The sequence below is a fragment of the Streptomyces odontomachi genome (genome assembly GCF_024435355.1).
Classification (GTDB): domain Bacteria; phylum Actinomycetota; class Actinomycetes; order Streptomycetales; family Streptomycetaceae; genus Streptomyces; species Streptomyces odontomachi.
This window is the reverse complement of record NZ_JAMJWG010000005.1, coordinates 283,536-299,659: the sequence shown is the minus strand read 5'-3', so window position 1 is coordinate 299,659 and position 16,124 is coordinate 283,536. Positions and strand designations below refer to the sequence as shown.

The following is a 16,124-nucleotide window of genomic DNA, read 5'->3' as shown; positions in this document are numbered from 1 at the left end:
CTCGGGCGGGGCGTCTGACGCGGATCCATGGGTCACGGATCCATCCTCGCAGGGGCGGTCGGCAGGTATCACACAGCCACGTTCCCTACGATGGCGCGGTGACCAGTACGGCCTCTTCCACCAACGCCACCGACGCAGAGGCGGGCCGGATCCCGCCCGAGCAGCTGCCTTCCTGGCAGCAGCACCTGCGCCGGTTCGGCTACGTGGCGCGCCCCGTGATCGACGTCCGCGAGCGGCTGGTGCCCCCGTACACCGCGCCCAGCCCCCGCCTATGGGCGGCGCTCGGCATGGCCGGAGGGACCACCGAGCGTGCGGAACGGCTGGTCCGCCGGGGTGCCTGGCTGGGTCCGCTGCTGGTGACGCTCGTCGCGGGCGTCCTGCGGTTCTGGAACCTGGGCAGCCCGCGCGCGGTGATATTCGACGAGACGTACTACGCCAAGGACGCCTGGGCGCTGATCCACCGCGGCTACGAGGTGAACTGGCCCAAGGACGCCAACGACCTGGTCCTGGCGCACGGCTCCCATGTGACGCTGCCCACGGACGCGGCGTACGTGGTGCATCCGCCGGTCGGCAAGTACGTGATCGGCATCGGCGAGTGGCTGTTCGGGCTCACGCCGTTCGGCTGGCGCTTCATGACGGCGCTGCTCGGCACGCTGTCCGTGCTGATGCTGTGCCGCATCGGACGCCGGCTGTTCCGCTCCACCTTCCTGGGCTGCCTGGCGGGCGCGCTGCTCGCGGTCGACGGGCTGCACTTCGTGATGAGCCGCACCGCGCTGCTCGACCAGGTGCTGATGTTCTTCGTGCTGGCCGCCTTCGGCTGCCTGCTGATCGACCGGGACCGGGCGCGCGCCCGGCTGGCGGCTGCGCTGCCCGTCGGCCCGGACGGTGTGGTGCGGCCGGACGAGGAGGTGGGGCAGCACCTGCGGCTCGGGCTGCGGCCCTGGCGGCTGCTCGCGGGCGTCTGCCTGGGCCTGGCGTTCGGCACCAAGTGGAACGGCCTGTACGTGCTGGCCGCGTTCGCGCTGATGGCCGTCTGGTGGGACGTGGGCGCCCGCCGGGTCGCCGGGGCACGCCGCCCGTATGCGGCGGTGCTCCGCCACGACGTGCTGTGGGGCTTCGTCTCGACGGTGCCGGTGGCGGTGGCGACGTACCTGCTGTCCTGGCTCGGCTGGATCCTGTCGCCCGACGACGGCCACGGCGGCTACTTCCGCAACTGGGCGGTGACCGACGGCAAGGGCGGGAGCTGGACGTGGCTGCCGGACTGGCTGCGCAGCCTGTGGCACTACGAGCACGAGGTGTACCGGTTCCACGTGACCCTGGACGCCCCGCACACCTACCAGTCGAACCCGTGGAGCTGGCTGGTCCTCGGCCGCCCCGTCTCGTACTTCTACGACTCGCCCTCCCCCGGCAAGGACGGCTGCCCCGTCGACGCGGGCGGCAAGTGCGCCCGCGAGGTGCTGGCGCTCGGCACCCCCCTGCTGTGGTGGGCCGCCGTCATCGCGCTGGCCTACCTGCTGTGGCGCTGGGGCCTGCGACGCGACTGGCGCGCCGGCGCGATCCTGTGCGGCGTGGCGGCCGGCTACCTCCCCTGGTTCATGTACCAGCAGCGCACCATCTTCTTCTTCTACGCCGTCGTCTTCGTGCCGTTCCTGTGCCTGGCCGTGACCATGATGGTCGGCGCGCTCCTGGGCCCACCGGGCGCCACGGAACGCCGCCGCGTGATCGGCGCGGCGGCGTCCGGCGTGCTCGTCCTGATGATCACCTGGAACTTCATCTACTTCTGGCCGCTGTACACGGGGGACGCGATCCCGCTGGACGCGTGGCGGGCGCGGATGTGGCTGGATTCGTGGATCTAGCCACATAGCCGCTTGGCCACCTGGCCGTCTGGCCGTCTGGCCGGGCAGACGCGGTGGCGCCGTTCGCGCTACGTCACCGGGCGTAGCCGCCGGTGCGCGGTGCCGGACATATCGAAGCCGCGGTCGTGGACGGCCATGAGGGCGGTAGCCCCCAATACCCGCTCGCCCACCCCCCGCACCGCCTACTAGCGTGCCGCTCATGACACCTTCAGCCCGCTCCGGATCCCAGGCCACCGACCCCTCCCAGGCGGCGGAGGCCGCCCCGGGTGCAGCGGAAGCGGCCGGGCACGACGCCCATCCGCGCTTCGCCGCCGCCCTGCACGAGATGGGGCTCGCGGAGTTGCTGCCGCGGGTGCGGCGGTTCCCGGACGCGGCCAGGACCGCCGCCGAGGCCGCCGCGGCGATCGGGTGCGAGCTCGACCAGATCTGCAAGTCGCTGGTGTTCGCGGCGTGGGAGGCGCCGCTGGACGAGTCGGACGGGCCGGAGCAGGGCCGCGGGGAGGCCGAACCGGTGCTGGTGCTCATGGACGGCGCCTCGCGGGTCGACGTCGAGCTGGTGCGGCGCGAACTGGGCGTGGGCGCCGTGACGCAGGCCAAGGCCCGGCTGGTGCGGGACGCCACCGGGTACGCGATCGGCGGGGTGCCGCCCTTCGGGCACCGCACCGCCGTCCGGGTGCTCGCCGACCGGTCGCTGCTGGCCCATGCCACCGTCTGGGCCGCCGCAGGCGACCCGCATGCCGTCTTCCCGATCGACCCCGCGGCGCTGGTCAGGCATGCCGGCGCCACCCTGGTGGACGTCCGCGAGCCGGCACGGTGACGCCGCTGGTCGCAGCCGCGGTGCTGCTGGCCGCCGTCACCCACGCCGGGTGGAACGCCCTTGCGCATGCGATCAGGGACCAGCTGGCCGCCTTCACCCTGATCGGCGCCGGCGCGGTGCTCGGCGGCACGGTGCTGGCCTGCCTGACGGCGCCGCCGGCCGCGGCCGCCTGGCCGTATCTGGTGGTGTCGGGGCTGCTGCACACCGCGTACCAGCTGCTGCTGATGCGGTCGTTCTCGCTGGGTGACTTCGGGCAGATGTATCCGATCGCCCGGGGCACGGCGCCCCTGGTGGTGACCGTGCTCGCCGCCGTCTTCGTCGGCGAGACGCTGGACGGGGCGCAGGCGGCGGGGGTCACGGTGTGCTGCGCCGGCCTGGTGGGCGTCGCGCTGTGGGGCATCCGGGGCTCCGGCGCCCGACCGCACTGGCCCGCGCTGACGGCGGCCCTCGGGACCGGCCTGGCGATCGCCTCGTACACGGTGGTGGACGGCGTCGGGGTGCGCGCCTCGGACTCCCCGCTCAGCTACCTCGCCTGGTTGATGATCTTCGAGGGGGTGCTGATCCCGGTCTACGCGGTGTGGGTGCGCCGCGGCCGCCTGCTCGACGACCTACGCCCGCACGTGGTGCGCGGGGTGCTCGGCGGGGTCATGTCGATGGTCGCCTACGGGCTGGTGCTGTGGGCGCAGACCCGGGCCGCCCTGGCGCCGGTGGCCGCGTTGCGGGAGTCCTCGATCATCGTGGGCGCCGCCATCGGCGCGGTCTTCTTCCGGGAGCGCTTCGGGCTGCCGAGGATCGCGGCGGCCGGGCTGATGGTGGCCGGGATCGGGCTGATGCTGCACACCGGTCAGTGACCGCTCCCGGACACCGGCCCGGCCCCGCCTCGCCAAGCCGGCTTCTGCCAGCGGCTGTTTCCCTGGTGTTCGCGCGAGGTCTTGGCCACGATGCACGTTATGCGTCCGTTCCGCTTCCTCACCGACACCAGCGAACACCACGACGGTCCCGGCCTGGCCGCGTTCGCGCGCCGCGCCGAGTCGATCGGCTACAGCGCCCTGGTGATGCCCGACCATCTCGTCGCCCAGTACGCGCCGATCCCGTTCCTCACCGCCGTGGCCGCGGCCACCGAGACGCTCCGCGTCGGCACCTTCGTGTTCAACAGCAACCTGCGGCACCCCGCGCTCCTGGCCAAGGACCTCGCGACGGTCGACCGGCTGTCCGGCGGGCGCGTGGAGATCGGTCTCGGAGCCGGCTGGAACAAGCCCGAGCACGATGCGATCGGCATTCCCTTCGAGCCGGTCGGCACCCGGGTCGCCAAGCTCGCCGAAGCCGTTCGGGTCTTCAAGGGCTGCTTCGGAGACGAGAAGTTCTCCTTCGACGGCAGGCACTACACGATCACCGACCACGATGGTCAGCCGAAGCCGGTCCAGCGCCCGCACCCGCCGATCTTCATCGGCGGTGGAGGGAAGCGGCTCCTGACGCTGGCCGGCGGTCAGGCCCAGATCATCGGCCTGGCTCCCCGGCTCACGAAGGACGACGAGGGCCGGCCGCGCATCGACACGCCGAGCCTCACCGCCGCGGCCACGGAGGAGAAGATCGGCTGGGTCCGTGAGGCGGCCGGCGACCGCTTCGACGAGCTCGAGCTGAACAGCTACCCGGCCGGCGGCCCGATGGTGCTGACCAGCGACGCCAGGGGCGAGGCCCGCAGACGGGCCGACCGGCTGCGCGAGCGCTCCGGCGTCGAGCTCACCGTCGAGGAGATCATGGAATCCCCGCACGTGTTCATCGGCTCCGTCAGGGAGCTGACACAGAAGTTCATCGACCTGCGTGAACGCTTCGGCATCAGCTCGTTCCTCCTCGACGACATGGAGACGTTCGCTCCGATCGTCGAGAAGTTGGCGGGGGCCTGACCGCGCGGCACCCCGCGGTCGAGCGGCCGGTCAGGCGCCCGTTCCGACCGCCCGCCGCGGGTCGAAGCCGAAGGGCAGTTCCAGGCGGTGGCGGCGCATCAGGTCCTCGTCGGCGAGCAGGTCGGCGGTGCTGCCGTCCGCGGTGATGACGCCCTCGCTGAGGATGGCGGCGCGGGGGCACAGCTCCAGCGCGTACGGCAGGTCGTGGGTGACCATCAGGACCGTGACGTCCAGGGAGCGCAGGATGTCGGCGAGTTCGCGGCGGGACGCCGGGTCCAGGTTGGACGACGGCTCGTCCAGGACCAGGATCTCCGGCTCCATCGCCAGGACGGTGGCGACGGCGACGCGGCGGCGCTGGCCGAACGAGAGGTGGTGCGGCGGCCGGTCGGCGAACTCGGCCATCCCGACCCGCTCCAGCGCCCGGTGCACCCGCTCCTGAAGCTCGGCGCCCTTGGCTCCGGCGGCCGCCGGCCCGAAGGCCACGTCCTCGCGCACCGTCGGCATGAAGAGCTGGTCGTCCGGGTCCTGGAAGACGATGCCGACCCGGCGCCGCACCTCGGCCATGGTCCGCTTGCCGACCGGCAGCCCGGCGACCGTGACGGTGCCGATGCCGCCGGACAGGATGCCGTTGAGGTGCAGCACGAGGGTGGTCTTGCCGGCCCCGTTCGGGCCGAGCAGGGCGACGCGCTCGCCGCGGCCGATGGTGAGGTCGACGCCGAAGAGGGCCTGGTGGCCGTCCGGGTAGGCGAAGGCCAGGCCGGCGACTTCGAGCGACGGCACGTCCGGTGACGGCGGGGCGGACGGCGACGGCGACGGGGGCGAGGAGGGGGCGGAGGAAGTGCTCACAGGGTCCATCCCAACAGGCAGACGACAAGGGAGGTGCAGGGCAGGGCCAGCGCGTACGACCACTGGGCACGGGACGCCACGACCTCGTCGATCACCGGCATCGTTCCGGAGTAGCCGCGGCTGACCATGGCGAGGTGCACCCGCTCGCCGCGTTCGTAGGAGCGGATGAACAGCGCGCCGGCGGACTTGGCGAGGACGCCCCAGTGCCGTACGCCCTTCGCTTCGAAGCCGCGTGACTCGCGCGCGATCCTCATCCGCCGCATCTCGTCCGTGATCACATCCCCGTAGCGGATCATGAACGAGGCGATCTGCACCAGCAGCGGCGGCAGCCTCAGGCGCTCCAGGCCGAGCAGCAGCGCGCGCAGGTCGGTGGTGGCGGCCAGCAGGACGGAGGCGGCGACGCCCAGGGTGCCCTTGGCCAGCACGTTCCAGGCGCCCCACAGGCCGCTCACGCTGAGCGAGAGGCCGAGTACCTGCACCCGCTCGCCCTGCGCGACGAACGGCATCAGCACCGCGAAGGCCACGAACGGCACCTCGATGAGCAGCCGCTTCAGCAGGAAGCCGGCCGGGACGCGGGCGATGCCGGCGGTCACCGCGAGCAGCACCGCGTAGAGCGGGAACGCCCACACGGCCGCGCGGGGGGTGGAGACGACGATCACGACGAAGCCGAGCGCCGCCGCGATCTTGGTCTGCGGGGGCAGCGCGTGCACCGGGGAGTGCCCGTGCCGGTAGAGCGCGTGCGTGTGTCCTGCGCCCATGTCAGACGGTCTCCTGATCCGGTACGGCGGCCGGGCCGGCTGCCGCGCTGCCGCCGCCGCGGCGCCGCAGCGCCCAGAAGACGCCGGTGCCGGCGACGACGGTGACACCGACGCCGATCACGCCCGCGAGACCGCCGGAGAGCCGGGCGTCGGTGATGTCCTTGACGCCGTAGCCGGCGAGCGGCGAGTCCTCGGACGCGTGCTTGCGCTCCTTGTCGTCGATGCCCTTGTCGTGCGCGACCTTCTCCAGGCCGTCCGGGCTGGCCGACGCGTAGAAGCTGGCGAAGCCCGCCAGGAACAGGGAGGTGACCAGGCCGGTGATCCAGAAGGCGCGGTGCGGGTGGCGGGGCCGGGACGCGGGCCCGGCGGACGGGGCCGGGGTGGCAAAGGCGGCTGCCGCGGGTGCGTCGACCAGTTCGCCGCCGATGCGCAGCTTCAGCGGCTGGGCCAGGCCGCGGGCCCCGTACACCAGGTCGGGGCGTACGGCAACGACCGCGCCGACGGTGAGCGCGGTGATCGCGGCCTCGCCCAGGCCGATGAGGACATGGACGCCGATCATGGCGGTGGCGACCTTGCCGATCGAGACGTCGGTGGTGCCGCCGACGGCGTAGATCAGCGTGAAGACGACGGCGGCGGCCGGCACGGAGAGCAGTGCGGCCACGAACGCGGCGATCGGCACCGAGCGGCGGCCGCGCGGCAGCAGCTTCACCAGGACCCGGAAGACGGCGTAGGCGACGACGGTGGTGGTGATCGCCATGTCGCTGATGTTCACGCCGAGCGCGGTCAGCCCGCCGTCGGCGAAGAGCACGCCCTGCATGAGCAGCACCACGCTGACGCAGAGCACTCCCGTGTAGGGGCCGACGAGTATCGCCGCCAGCGCACCGCCCAGCAGATGGCCGCTGGTCCCCGCGGCCACCGGGAAGTTCAGCATCTGGACGGCGAAGATGAACGCGGCGACCAGCCCGGCGAGCGGTGCGGTGCGCTCCGCCCCGGATCCCGGCGCCGTCGAGATGCCGGGCGCGCCGCCCAGCTCCCGGCGGGCGCCGCGGAGACTGACGGCGATGGCGCCGGCGGCCACGACACCGGCCGCGGCCGACACGGGGGCGTTGATGAACCCGTCGGGGACATGCATGGGGGCTCCGCATCCGGGGGTAGCCGATGGTCCGCCGACCATCATGCCTTATTGCGATTCGCTTGCAATAGCGAGGTCCGGTCAAATAGGCGCGCGCCGCAGTCCCCGGCGCCGCCTGCCACCACCCCTCCCTCCGCTCCCGCCCGGCCCCCCCGCCCGGCTCCCCGTCCCGCCGTTTCGCCGCGCCGAAAATATGGGACATTAAGGACGTAGGGCGAGTGAGTACGACGAGGAGCGAATGAGCGTGAGGAGCGGCCATGTCCTTCGCCGTCGAGCAGCACGCACGGGCCCGCGTCGTCATGGGCGCCACCGACGAGGAGCGCAGCGCGGTGCCCGTGGAGTTGCGCTACGACCCTGACGCCGCCCCGCGCAGCGTCTGCATCAGCCTCCCGGACTCCCCCGGCGCCGTCCCGCACGACTGGGTCTTCGCCCGTGACCTGCTGGAACGCGGACTGCGCGGGCCCGCGAGCACCCTCGACGGCGAGGTGCGGATCTGGCCGAGCGGCCGGGTGCGCGCCGTGGTCGAACTGCACTCGACGGAGGGCGTGGCCCTCGTCCAGTTCGACTCGTCGGCACTGGCCCGCTTCTTGCGCCGGACCTACGCGGCGGCGGCAACGACGGCGCGGGCGACAGCGGCCCCGGCGGCGGCACCCGCACCCGCACCGGCACCGACACCGGCACCGGCACCGACGGCGGCGCAGCGGGGGCTGTGAGCCACGGGCCGCCCCGGCCGGGCCCGAGGCCGCGCCCGCGGCCAGACGCTACGGCAGCCGGAGACCCGGCCGACGGTGCACGACGGCGGGACGGCGGCCTGCGGGAGACCGGAACCCGGGCCGCCCGAGTTGCCGCGTCCCGCACGCCGGAAAAGCATGGTGGGGTGAGTGATACGCGCGAGAACGCACCGGTTTCTCCCGATTTCCGAGGCTACCTACGCTTTCCGCATCTGCACGGCAATCGACTCTGCTTCGTGGCCGAGGACGACCTGTGGGTGGCGCCGCTGGCGGAGGAAGGCAGCACGGCGGACCGGGCCTGGCGGCTGACCGTCGACCGCACCAAGGTCGGGGCCCCCCGTTTCTCCCCGGACGGCCGCCACATCGCGTACACCACGTGGCGCAGCATCGACCCCGAGGTGCACCTGGCGCCGGTCGACGGCGGGCCGGCGGAGCGGCTCACCTACTGGGGCAGTACCGACACCCGCGTGTGCGGCTGGACGCCGGCGCACCCGAACCGCCCGCCCGGCATCCTCGCCGTCGCCTCGCACGGCCAGCCGTTCCCGCACTTCACCCGCGGATACCTGCTGCCCACCGACGGCTCGCCTGGCACCCAGCTGCCGTGGGGCCCGATGGCCGACATCGCGGTCACCGACCTCGAAGGAGAGCATCTCGCCCTGGTGCTCACGGGCAAACCGGTGCACGAGCCGGCTGCCTGGAAGCGGTACCGCGGCGGCGCGATGGGACGCCTGTGGCTGGTCCCGCACACCCTGCAAGGCGAGACCGGAACCCCGCGGCGGCTGCTCCCGGACCTCGACGGGCATCTGGAGAGCCCGATGTTCGTCGGCGACCGGATCGCGTTCCTCTCCGACCACCAGGGCATCGGCAACCTGTACTCGTGCCGTCCGGACGGCTCCGACCTGCACCGGCACACCGACCACGACCGCTTCTACGCCCGCAACGCCACCACCGACGGCCACCGCGTCGTCTACCAGTGCGCGGGCGATCTGTGGCTGGTCGACCGGCTCACCCCCGACTCCGTGCCGCGCCGGCTCGATGTGCGCTTCGCGGGCCAGCGCGCCGGGCGCCGCCCCTACCAGGTGCCCGCGGCGCAGAACCTGAGCGGTCTGTCCGTCGACACCACCGGACGCGCCAGCGCCGTCGTCGTACGGGGCAGCCTGTACTGGCTCACCCACCGCGACGGTCCCGCGCGCGCCGTCGCCGACACCCCTGGCGTACGGGTCCGGCTGCCGGTGATGCTGGGCTCGGGCGGACGGGTCGCGTACATCACCGACGCGGCGGGCGACGACGCCATCGAGATCGCCTACCTGCCGCGCGCCACCGGCGTCCACCCGCCGCAACGGTATGCCGCCGGGCAGCTGGGCCGGGTGCTGGAGATGGTCGCCGACCCGGGAGGCAACCGGCTCGCCATCGCCTCGCACGACGGCCGGCTGCTGATCGCCGATGTGCCGGCGGAGCCGGAGGCCATGACCGAGATCGAGGCCGCGGCGTTCGCGGGGCTGCCCCCGACGGACGGCGGCCGGATCCCGGCGGGCGCCGGGGTGCCGGCGGGGGCGGGCGTACGGGAGTACCAGGACGACGGTTCCGCGGCACGTCGCGGCGCGTCTTCGGAGGCGGGGAACGCGGAGGCTGCGGGGGCACGCGGGGACCGTGACGCGGGGGATGCGGGACCCCGTCGTGACGCTTCCGCTTCCGAGCGCCGCCCCGACGCCTCCGCTTCCGAGCCCCGCCGTGACGCCTCCGCTTCCGAGCCCCGCCGTGACACCTCCGCTTCGGAGCGCCGTCAGGGGCGCGCGGTGGCGACCACCGCCGAGCGGCCGGCCGGACCCGCGGCCTCCGCCGCGCCGCCCGAACGCTCCGGCGCCACCGGCACCGGCGGCACCGGCGACCCCACCCGCTTCGTCGACCCCTCCCACCTCCACCCCGAGGACCCGTTCGCCCCCACCGACACGGCCGTGACGGAGCTGATCCGGTCCGACAACGGCCCCGTACGCAATCTCGCCTTCTCCCCCGACGGCGCCTGGCTCGCCTGGTCCCACCCGGGCATCGGACGCTCGCTGCGGCAGATCAAGCTGGCCCGGATCACGGGAAGCGCCGGCTCCACGGCGGTCTCGGCGGCGAGCGTGGCGGGTGAAGCGGGTGAAGCGGGCGCGGCCGGTCAGTCGGGTGCGTCGAGTGAGGCAGGGGCGCCGGACGAGGCGAGCGCGTCCGGCGCGTCGACCGCACCCGGTGTCCCGCAGCCCCCGCCCCGTCTGCCGCGAACCGTCGTCGACGTCACCGACGGCCGCTTCGAGGACGAGAGCCCGGTCTTCACGCGGGACGGCCGCTATCTGGCGTTCCTGTCCTGGCGCGGCTTCGACCCGGTCTACGACGTGCACACCGGCGACCTGTCCTTCCCGCTCGGCTGCCGGCCCTATCTCGTGCCGCTGTCCTCCGCGACCCCGTCACCGTTCGCCCTGCTGCCCGACGGGCGGCCGGCCGGGGGCGGGCACGATCCCGTCGCGGTGGATCCGCTGGACGCCCGCAGCCAGACCACGATGGCCGGCGGCGCCGCCGCGGTGGAGGTGGAGGGCCTGGAGAGCCGGGTGACACCGTTCCCGGTGGCCGCGTCCAAGTACTCCTCGCTGGCCCCGGTCGCCGGCGGCGGCCTGGTGTGGCTGCGCTGGCCGATCTCCGGCGCGCTCGGCGAGACCTTCGTGAACCCGGCCGACACCTCGGGACTCCCGACCCTGGAGTACTTCGACCTGGCCCGCGCCCGGACGATCGAACTCGTGCCGCACCTCGACTCGTTCGGCGTCAGCGGCGACGGCACCCGACTGGTGGTGGCCAGCGAGGGCGACCTGCGCGCGATGCCGCTCGCCGACGCCGGCCGCGGCGACACCACCGTCTGGATCGACCTGCGCCGCATCCTGCACGAGGTCGACCCGCCGGCCGAGTGGCGGGACGCCTACGACGAGGCCGGCCGGCTCATCCGGGACTACTACTGGGAGCCGCACATGGCCGGCATCGACTGGCCCGGCGTGCTCGCCCAGTACCGTCCGCTGGTCGAACGGGTGGCGTCCCCGGACGAGTTCGCCGATCTGCTGCGCGAGGTCATGGGCGAACTGGGCACGTCACACGCGTATGTGATCCCGGCCCGGCGCAACGAGGGCCCGCCGCACTACCAGCGTCTGATCGGGCTGCTCGGCGTCGACCTGGAGCGCCGCGGCGACGACTGGGTGGTCCGGCGCATCCTGCCCGGCGACTCGTCCGACTCCAAGGCACGCTCCCCGCTGGCCGGCTCGGGCATCCGCGACGGCGCCGTCCTCACGCACGTCGACGGCCGTCCGGTGGACCCGGTGCGGGGACCCTACCCGCTGCTGTCGGCGGCCGGCGGGACCACGGTCGAGCTGACCTTCCGGCCCACGGAGTCCGCGGACACCCAGGGCGGGGGGCGTCCACGCCGGATCGCGATCGTCCCGCTGATCGACGATCGCCCGCTGCGCTACCAGGACTGGGTGGCGGGGCGCCGTCGGGTGGTACGGGAGCTGAGCGACGGCAGGTGCGGCTACCTGCACATCCCGGACCTGGGCGGCTCCGGCTGGGCGCAGTTCAACCGCGATCTGCGCCGCGAGGTCTCGCGTCCGGCCCTGATCGTCGACGTCCGGGGCAACGCGGGCGGCAACATCAGCGAACTCGTCGTGGAGAAGCTCACCCGCACCATCCTGGGCTGGGACCTGACCCGCGGCGCCCAGCCGGTGTCGTACGCCTCGAACGCGCCGCGCGGCCCGATCGTCGCGCTCGCCGACGAGTCCACGTCCTCCGACGGGGACGTGATCATCGCCGCCATCAAGTTGCTGAACCTCGGGCCGGTCGTCGGCCAGCGCACCTGGGGCGGCGTGGTCGGCGTGACGGGCCGGCACCGGCTCGCGGACGGCACGGTGATCACGGTGCCGATGAACGCGGCCTGGTTCGACGCGTACGGGTGGTCGATCGAGAACCACGGGGTGGCCCCGGACGTTCCCGCGCTGCGCGACCCCCTCGAATGGGCCGAGGGCCACTACACCCAGCTCCACGACGCGGTCCGCATCGCCCTCGACCTGCTCAGGGACCATCCCCCGGCCACCCCGCCCGACCACACCCACGTACCGGCCAGAATCCGCCCCAAACTGCCGCCGCGGTGACCCGCTGCCCTGCGGGGCGCACCGCCGAGCGAGCGTGGAAGGAGACGCCATGGCCATGGACAAGGACCAGAAGAACAAGGGAACGGAAGCGGAACGGAACAAGGGCAAGGACCAGGAGCAGGAATTCGCACGGGAACACGAGCAGCGCAGGTCGCGGCGGGAGACCGGGCCCGCGGGTCGGGCCTCCGAACTGACGGAGGAGGAGCAGCGTCGCCATCTGTTCCTGGAGGACGAGCCGCGCTCGGCCCAGGAGGAGCAGGACCGCTACGAGCAGTGCTACGAGTGTTAGAAGCCCGCGGGGCGCCCCTGACACCGGAGGCGCCCCGGAACCGTCACTGCCCGCGTGCCGCCTCGTCCGCCGCGCCCCCGGCGCCGACCAGACCCCGGGGCACGTCGTCGAGACGGTCCCCGAAGTGCCGTACCTCCCGCTTCCCGACGGCACCGATCAGGGCCGGCAACAGGCCCCGCACCGGCTGCATCACGCGGAGCCAGCCCTGCCCGTACACATGCGTGGCGCGCCGCTCGATCCCGGCGACCAGCCGGTCGACGGAGGGCCCCAGCGGATACGTCTTGTTGGACGGCCACGGCAGCCGCTGCCGCATCTCCCGCATCACGTCGTCCCGGTCGGCGCCGCGCACCATGTCGGTGTCGGTCCAGGACAGATAGGCGATGCCGACCGTCACACCGCGCGCGCCGGCTTCGGGGCGCAGGCTGTGCGCGAACGCCTCGACACCCGACTTGGACGCGCAGTACGCGGTCATCAGCGGTGAGGGCGTGACCGCGGCGAGCGAGGCGACCTGGAGCAGATAGCCGCGGCTCTCCATCAGCAGCGGCAGGAACGCCCGTGCGGTGACCGCCGAGCCGATGAGGTTGACCTCGATGACCCGGCGCCACGCGTCCGGGTCCGAGGTGGCGAACGGTCCGCCGATGGCGACGCCCGCGTTGGCCACCACGATGTCGACCCGGCCGAACCGCTCCCCCACCTGCTCGGCCACCTCGGCCATCGCCACGTGGTCCGTGACGTCCGCGTGCCAGTACGCGCTCTCCCCGTGCAGCCGTTCCGAGACCCGCTTCAACGCGTCGGGTTCCAGGCCGACCAGCGCGACCTTCACGCCACGCGCCGACAGCTTGCGCGCCAGGAGTTCTCCGACGCCGCGCGCCGCCCCGGTGACGACGGCGACCCGCCCTTCGAGTACGGCGCCCCGAGCGCCCTTCACCTTGCTCATGCCGATGTCGCTCCCTTCGCGGGCAGTTGCTCGCCCTTCGCAGGCGGTTGCTCGCCCTTCACGGGCAGATGCTCGACGACCAGGGCGCGGATGCGCGAGGTCACCTCGTCCGGCACCTCCACCGGGGTCATGTGCCCCGGCCCGGTCAGCACGGTCAGGCCCGCGCACTGCGGCAGCGCGGCCGCGATGGCGCGCGCGTGGCCGGCCGGGGTGAGCCGGTCGGCCGAGCCGGCGAGGACCATGGTGGGCACGTCGAGAGCCCGCACCTCGGCGTCCACGTCGAGATGGGCGAGCACCCGGGACCACTCGTAGCGCGGACCACGCCTGCAAGCGTGCACGATGCGCGCGCAGACCTCCACCATCTCGGGCGTCGCGGTGCGCCCCATCGTCCCGTACTTGAGGATCCGCTTGGCGAGCGGCGTGACCGGCCCGAGCGGGGCGCGCGACGCGAGCAGCACGCCGGTGAGTCGGGTGCGCAGCCGTCCGGGGCGGAGCGGGACGATGCGGGACTCGGCGGTCAGCCGGGAGCTGCCGGTGCTGCACAACAGGGCGGCGGCCGTGCGCTCCCGCACGCCGTCCCTGCGGGCCGCCGCCATGATCGTCATCCCGCCCATGGAGTGCCCTGCCAGCACCGCCCGCCGCCCCGGCGGCAGGGTCTCGGCAAGCACCGCTTCGAGGTCGTCGACGAGTTGCCGGGTGCCGTACCCGCCGGGCCCGTCCGGCGCCGGACTGCGGCCGTGGCCGCGCTGGTCGTAGACGACGACCCGGTGGTCGGCGGCGAGGTCGCGCACCTGGGCCGCCCAGAACGCGGTCGAGCACGCCCAGCCGTGCACCAGCACCACGGCGGGCGCGTCCTCGGGACCGTGCAGTTCCACGTGCAACCGGGCTCCGTCGGTGGAGCCGACGGTCAGCTCGCGGACCGGGGTGGGCGGGGCATAACGACCGCCGCCTTGAACCTCCCGGACCTCCCTGCTCCCCCGGACCTCCCTGCTCTCGCGGTCCTTCTGGTCCTCCCGGTCCTCCCGGTCCTCCCGGCCTTCCTGGGTCTCGCCGCTCGCTCGGCTCATGCGCCGGCCACCGCCTTCTTCTCGTCCTGCCCGGAATCGTGGGATCCCTCGGCCGCCTTCGCCGTCGCCGGCCTGATCACCTGGTACTCGGCGAGGTCGAGGTGCCGGGTCGCGGTGCGGAACTCGGTGGTCGTGCCGGGCCAGAGGGTGGTGTTGCGGCCGCTGTCGTCGAGGTACCAGCTGGTGCAGCCGCCGGTGTTCCACACGGTTCGCTTCATGCGCTCCTGGACGGCCCGGTTCCAGTCGCTCACCGCGTTCGTACGGGCGTCGAGGGCGGCCGGCCCGCCCGGCCCGGCGCCCAGCACGTCGAGTTGGCGCAGGTAGTCGGCCAGGTAGTTCAGCTGGGCCTCGATCATGAGGATCATCGAGGTGTTCCCGAGCCCGGTGTTGGGCCCGATGACCATCATGAAGTTGGGGAAGCCCGCCGCCGTCGTGCCGCGCAACGCCTGGACCCCGTCCTTCCAGGCCGCCGCGAGGGTCTGCCCGCCGGTGCCCACCACCCGTTCCACGGCCGGCGTGTCGGTGACATGGAATCCGGTGGCGAACACGATCGCGTCGACCTCGGCCGTGCTGCCGTCCGCCGCCACCAGCGTGGTGCCGCGCACCTCGGTGAGCCCGGCGGTGACGACGCCGACGTTGGGCCGGGTGAGTGCCGGATAGTACGAGTTGGAGAGCAGGATGCGCTTGCAGCCGATGCGGTAGGTGGGCGTCAGCCGCTCCCGCAGCGCCGGGTCCTTGATGGCGCGCGCCAGGTTCCGCCTGGCGAGGCGCTCGGCGATGCCGAGGCGTTCCGGGTGCTTGGTGAAGGCCTGCACCTGGAGTTCGCGTATGCCCCAGAGCAGCCCGCGGCGCAGCCGGGCGGTCACCGGCAGCCGCCGGTGCAACGCGCGTTCCAGACCGGTGATGGCCCGGTCGGTGCGCGGCATGACCCAGGGCGGGGTGCGCTGGAAGAGCGTCAGGTGGGCCACGTCCGGCTGGATGGCGGGCACGATCTGGATCGCGGACGCGCCGGTGCCGACCACGGCGACGCGCTTGCCGCGCAGGTCGTAGTCGTGGTCCCAGCGCGACGAGTGGAAGACCTTGCCGGGGAAGGTGTCCAGACCGGGGATCTCGGGGATCTTCGGTTCGGCCAGCGACCCGATGGCCGAGATGACGACGTCGGCGGTGAGGGCGCGCTCCCCGGCGACGTACAGCTCCCAGCGCAGCCGTTCCTCGTCCCACACCATCTTGGTCACCGGGCTGCCGAGCCGGAGGTGCGGGCGCAGCCGGAAGACATCGGCGACGTGTTCCAGGTAGCCGCGGATGTGCTGGTGTCCGGAGAAGGTGCGCGGCCAGTCGGGGTGCGGCGCGAAGGAGAACGAGTACAGGTGCGACGGCACGTCGCAGGCGCAGCCCGGATAGCTGTTGTCCCGCCAGGTGCCGCCGATGGCGTCGGCCCGCTCCAGCACGACGAAGTCGGTGAGGCCCTCGCGGCGCAACCGGATGGCGGCGCCCAGGCCGCCGAAGCCGGATCCGATCACCGCGACCCGTACGTGCTCGGGCGGCGCACCGCCGGTCCCGCGCGCGCCGTCCGCCTCAACAGGCTCCTGCCCAGCCATCCCGCTCCTCCCGCCATCCCACAACC

Annotated in this window: 13 protein-coding genes; 7 read left to right on the top strand and 6 right to left on the bottom strand. The window is 73.4% G+C overall.

From position 1 onward, the window contains the following. Positions 1-98 precede the first annotated feature (98 nt). From NQO67_RS14090 to NQO67_RS14075, 4 genes are all read left to right on the top strand, one after another. Positions 99-1,856: a dolichyl-phosphate-mannose--protein mannosyltransferase gene (locus tag NQO67_RS14090; protein WP_255950253.1), complete on the top strand. Its 1,758-nt coding sequence runs from the start codon at positions 99-101 to the stop codon at positions 1,854-1,856. Positions 1,857-2,055: 199 nt separating this feature from the next. Continuing rightward, entirely contained in the window at positions 2,056-2,673 is a 618-nt protein-coding gene (locus NQO67_RS14085; RefSeq protein ID WP_374118985.1) for a YbaK/EbsC family protein, read from the top strand. Next, entirely contained in the window at positions 2,670-3,524 is an 855-nt protein-coding gene (locus NQO67_RS14080) for an EamA family transporter (RefSeq protein WP_255950252.1), read from the top strand. Before NQO67_RS14085 ends, NQO67_RS14080 begins: the two co-directional genes overlap by 4 nt. Before the next feature lie 99 nt (positions 3,525-3,623). After that, positions 3,624-4,577, top strand: a complete 954-nt coding sequence (locus NQO67_RS14075; RefSeq protein WP_255950251.1) for a TIGR03621 family F420-dependent LLM class oxidoreductase — start codon at positions 3,624-3,626, stop codon at positions 4,575-4,577. A gap of 30 nt (positions 4,578-4,607) precedes the next feature. Here NQO67_RS14075 and NQO67_RS14070 read toward each other — a convergent pair whose 3' ends face one another. From NQO67_RS14070 to NQO67_RS14060, 3 genes are read right to left on the bottom strand one after another with little or no spacing between them, the layout of a single operon-like run. Next, complete coding sequence (locus NQO67_RS14070) at positions 4,608-5,432, bottom strand: energy-coupling factor ABC transporter ATP-binding protein (RefSeq protein ID WP_255950250.1); 825 nt, start codon at positions 5,430-5,432, stop codon at positions 4,608-4,610. After that, complete coding sequence (gene cbiQ / locus NQO67_RS14065; RefSeq protein ID WP_255950249.1) at positions 5,420-6,181, bottom strand: cobalt ECF transporter T component CbiQ; 762 nt, start codon at positions 6,179-6,181, stop codon at positions 5,420-5,422. The genes NQO67_RS14070 and cbiQ overlap by 13 nt, the downstream gene beginning before the upstream one ends. A 1-nt stretch (position 6,182) precedes the next feature. After that, complete coding sequence (locus NQO67_RS14060; protein WP_255950248.1) at positions 6,183-7,313, bottom strand: energy-coupling factor ABC transporter permease; 1,131 nt, start codon at positions 7,311-7,313, stop codon at positions 6,183-6,185. A 257-nt stretch (positions 7,314-7,570) separates the two neighbouring features. On the opposite strand from NQO67_RS14060, the gene NQO67_RS14055 reads away from it, so the two are divergent. The 3 genes from NQO67_RS14055 (at position 7,571) to NQO67_RS14045 (ending at position 12,496) form a co-directional block, all read left to right on the top strand. Next, positions 7,571-8,026, top strand: coding sequence for an SsgA family sporulation/cell division regulator (locus NQO67_RS14055; protein ID WP_308295660.1), 456 nt, complete (start codon positions 7,571-7,573; stop codon positions 8,024-8,026). Between the two features lie 164 nt (positions 8,027-8,190). After that, on the top strand, positions 8,191-12,207 hold the full coding sequence (locus NQO67_RS14050; RefSeq protein WP_374118984.1) for a S41 family peptidase: 4,017 nt from the start codon (positions 8,191-8,193) through the stop codon (positions 12,205-12,207). Positions 12,208-12,256: 49 nt separating this feature from the next. Continuing rightward, positions 12,257-12,496 (top strand): hypothetical protein, encoded by a 240-nt coding sequence (locus tag NQO67_RS14045; RefSeq protein ID WP_255950246.1) that lies wholly within the window; start codon positions 12,257-12,259, stop codon positions 12,494-12,496. A gap of 43 nt (positions 12,497-12,539) precedes the next feature. Here the strand turns inward: NQO67_RS14045 and NQO67_RS14040 are convergent, their stop codons facing one another. The 3 genes from NQO67_RS14040 to NQO67_RS14030 are packed head-to-tail and all read right to left on the bottom strand — an operon-like array spanning position 12,540 to position 16,098. After that, positions 12,540-13,433: an SDR family oxidoreductase gene (locus tag NQO67_RS14040; protein ID WP_255950245.1), complete on the bottom strand. Its 894-nt coding sequence runs from the start codon at positions 13,431-13,433 to the stop codon at positions 12,540-12,542. Further along, a complete protein-coding gene (locus tag NQO67_RS14035) occupies positions 13,430-14,500 on the bottom strand; it encodes an alpha/beta fold hydrolase (RefSeq protein WP_255950244.1) in 1,071 nt (356 codons plus the stop codon). The genes NQO67_RS14040 and NQO67_RS14035 overlap by 4 nt, the downstream gene beginning before the upstream one ends. After that, complete coding sequence (locus NQO67_RS14030; protein ID WP_255950243.1) at positions 14,497-16,098, bottom strand: flavin-containing monooxygenase; 1,602 nt, start codon at positions 16,096-16,098, stop codon at positions 14,497-14,499. Before NQO67_RS14030 ends, NQO67_RS14035 begins: the two co-directional genes overlap by 4 nt. Positions 16,099-16,124 lie beyond the last annotated feature (26 nt).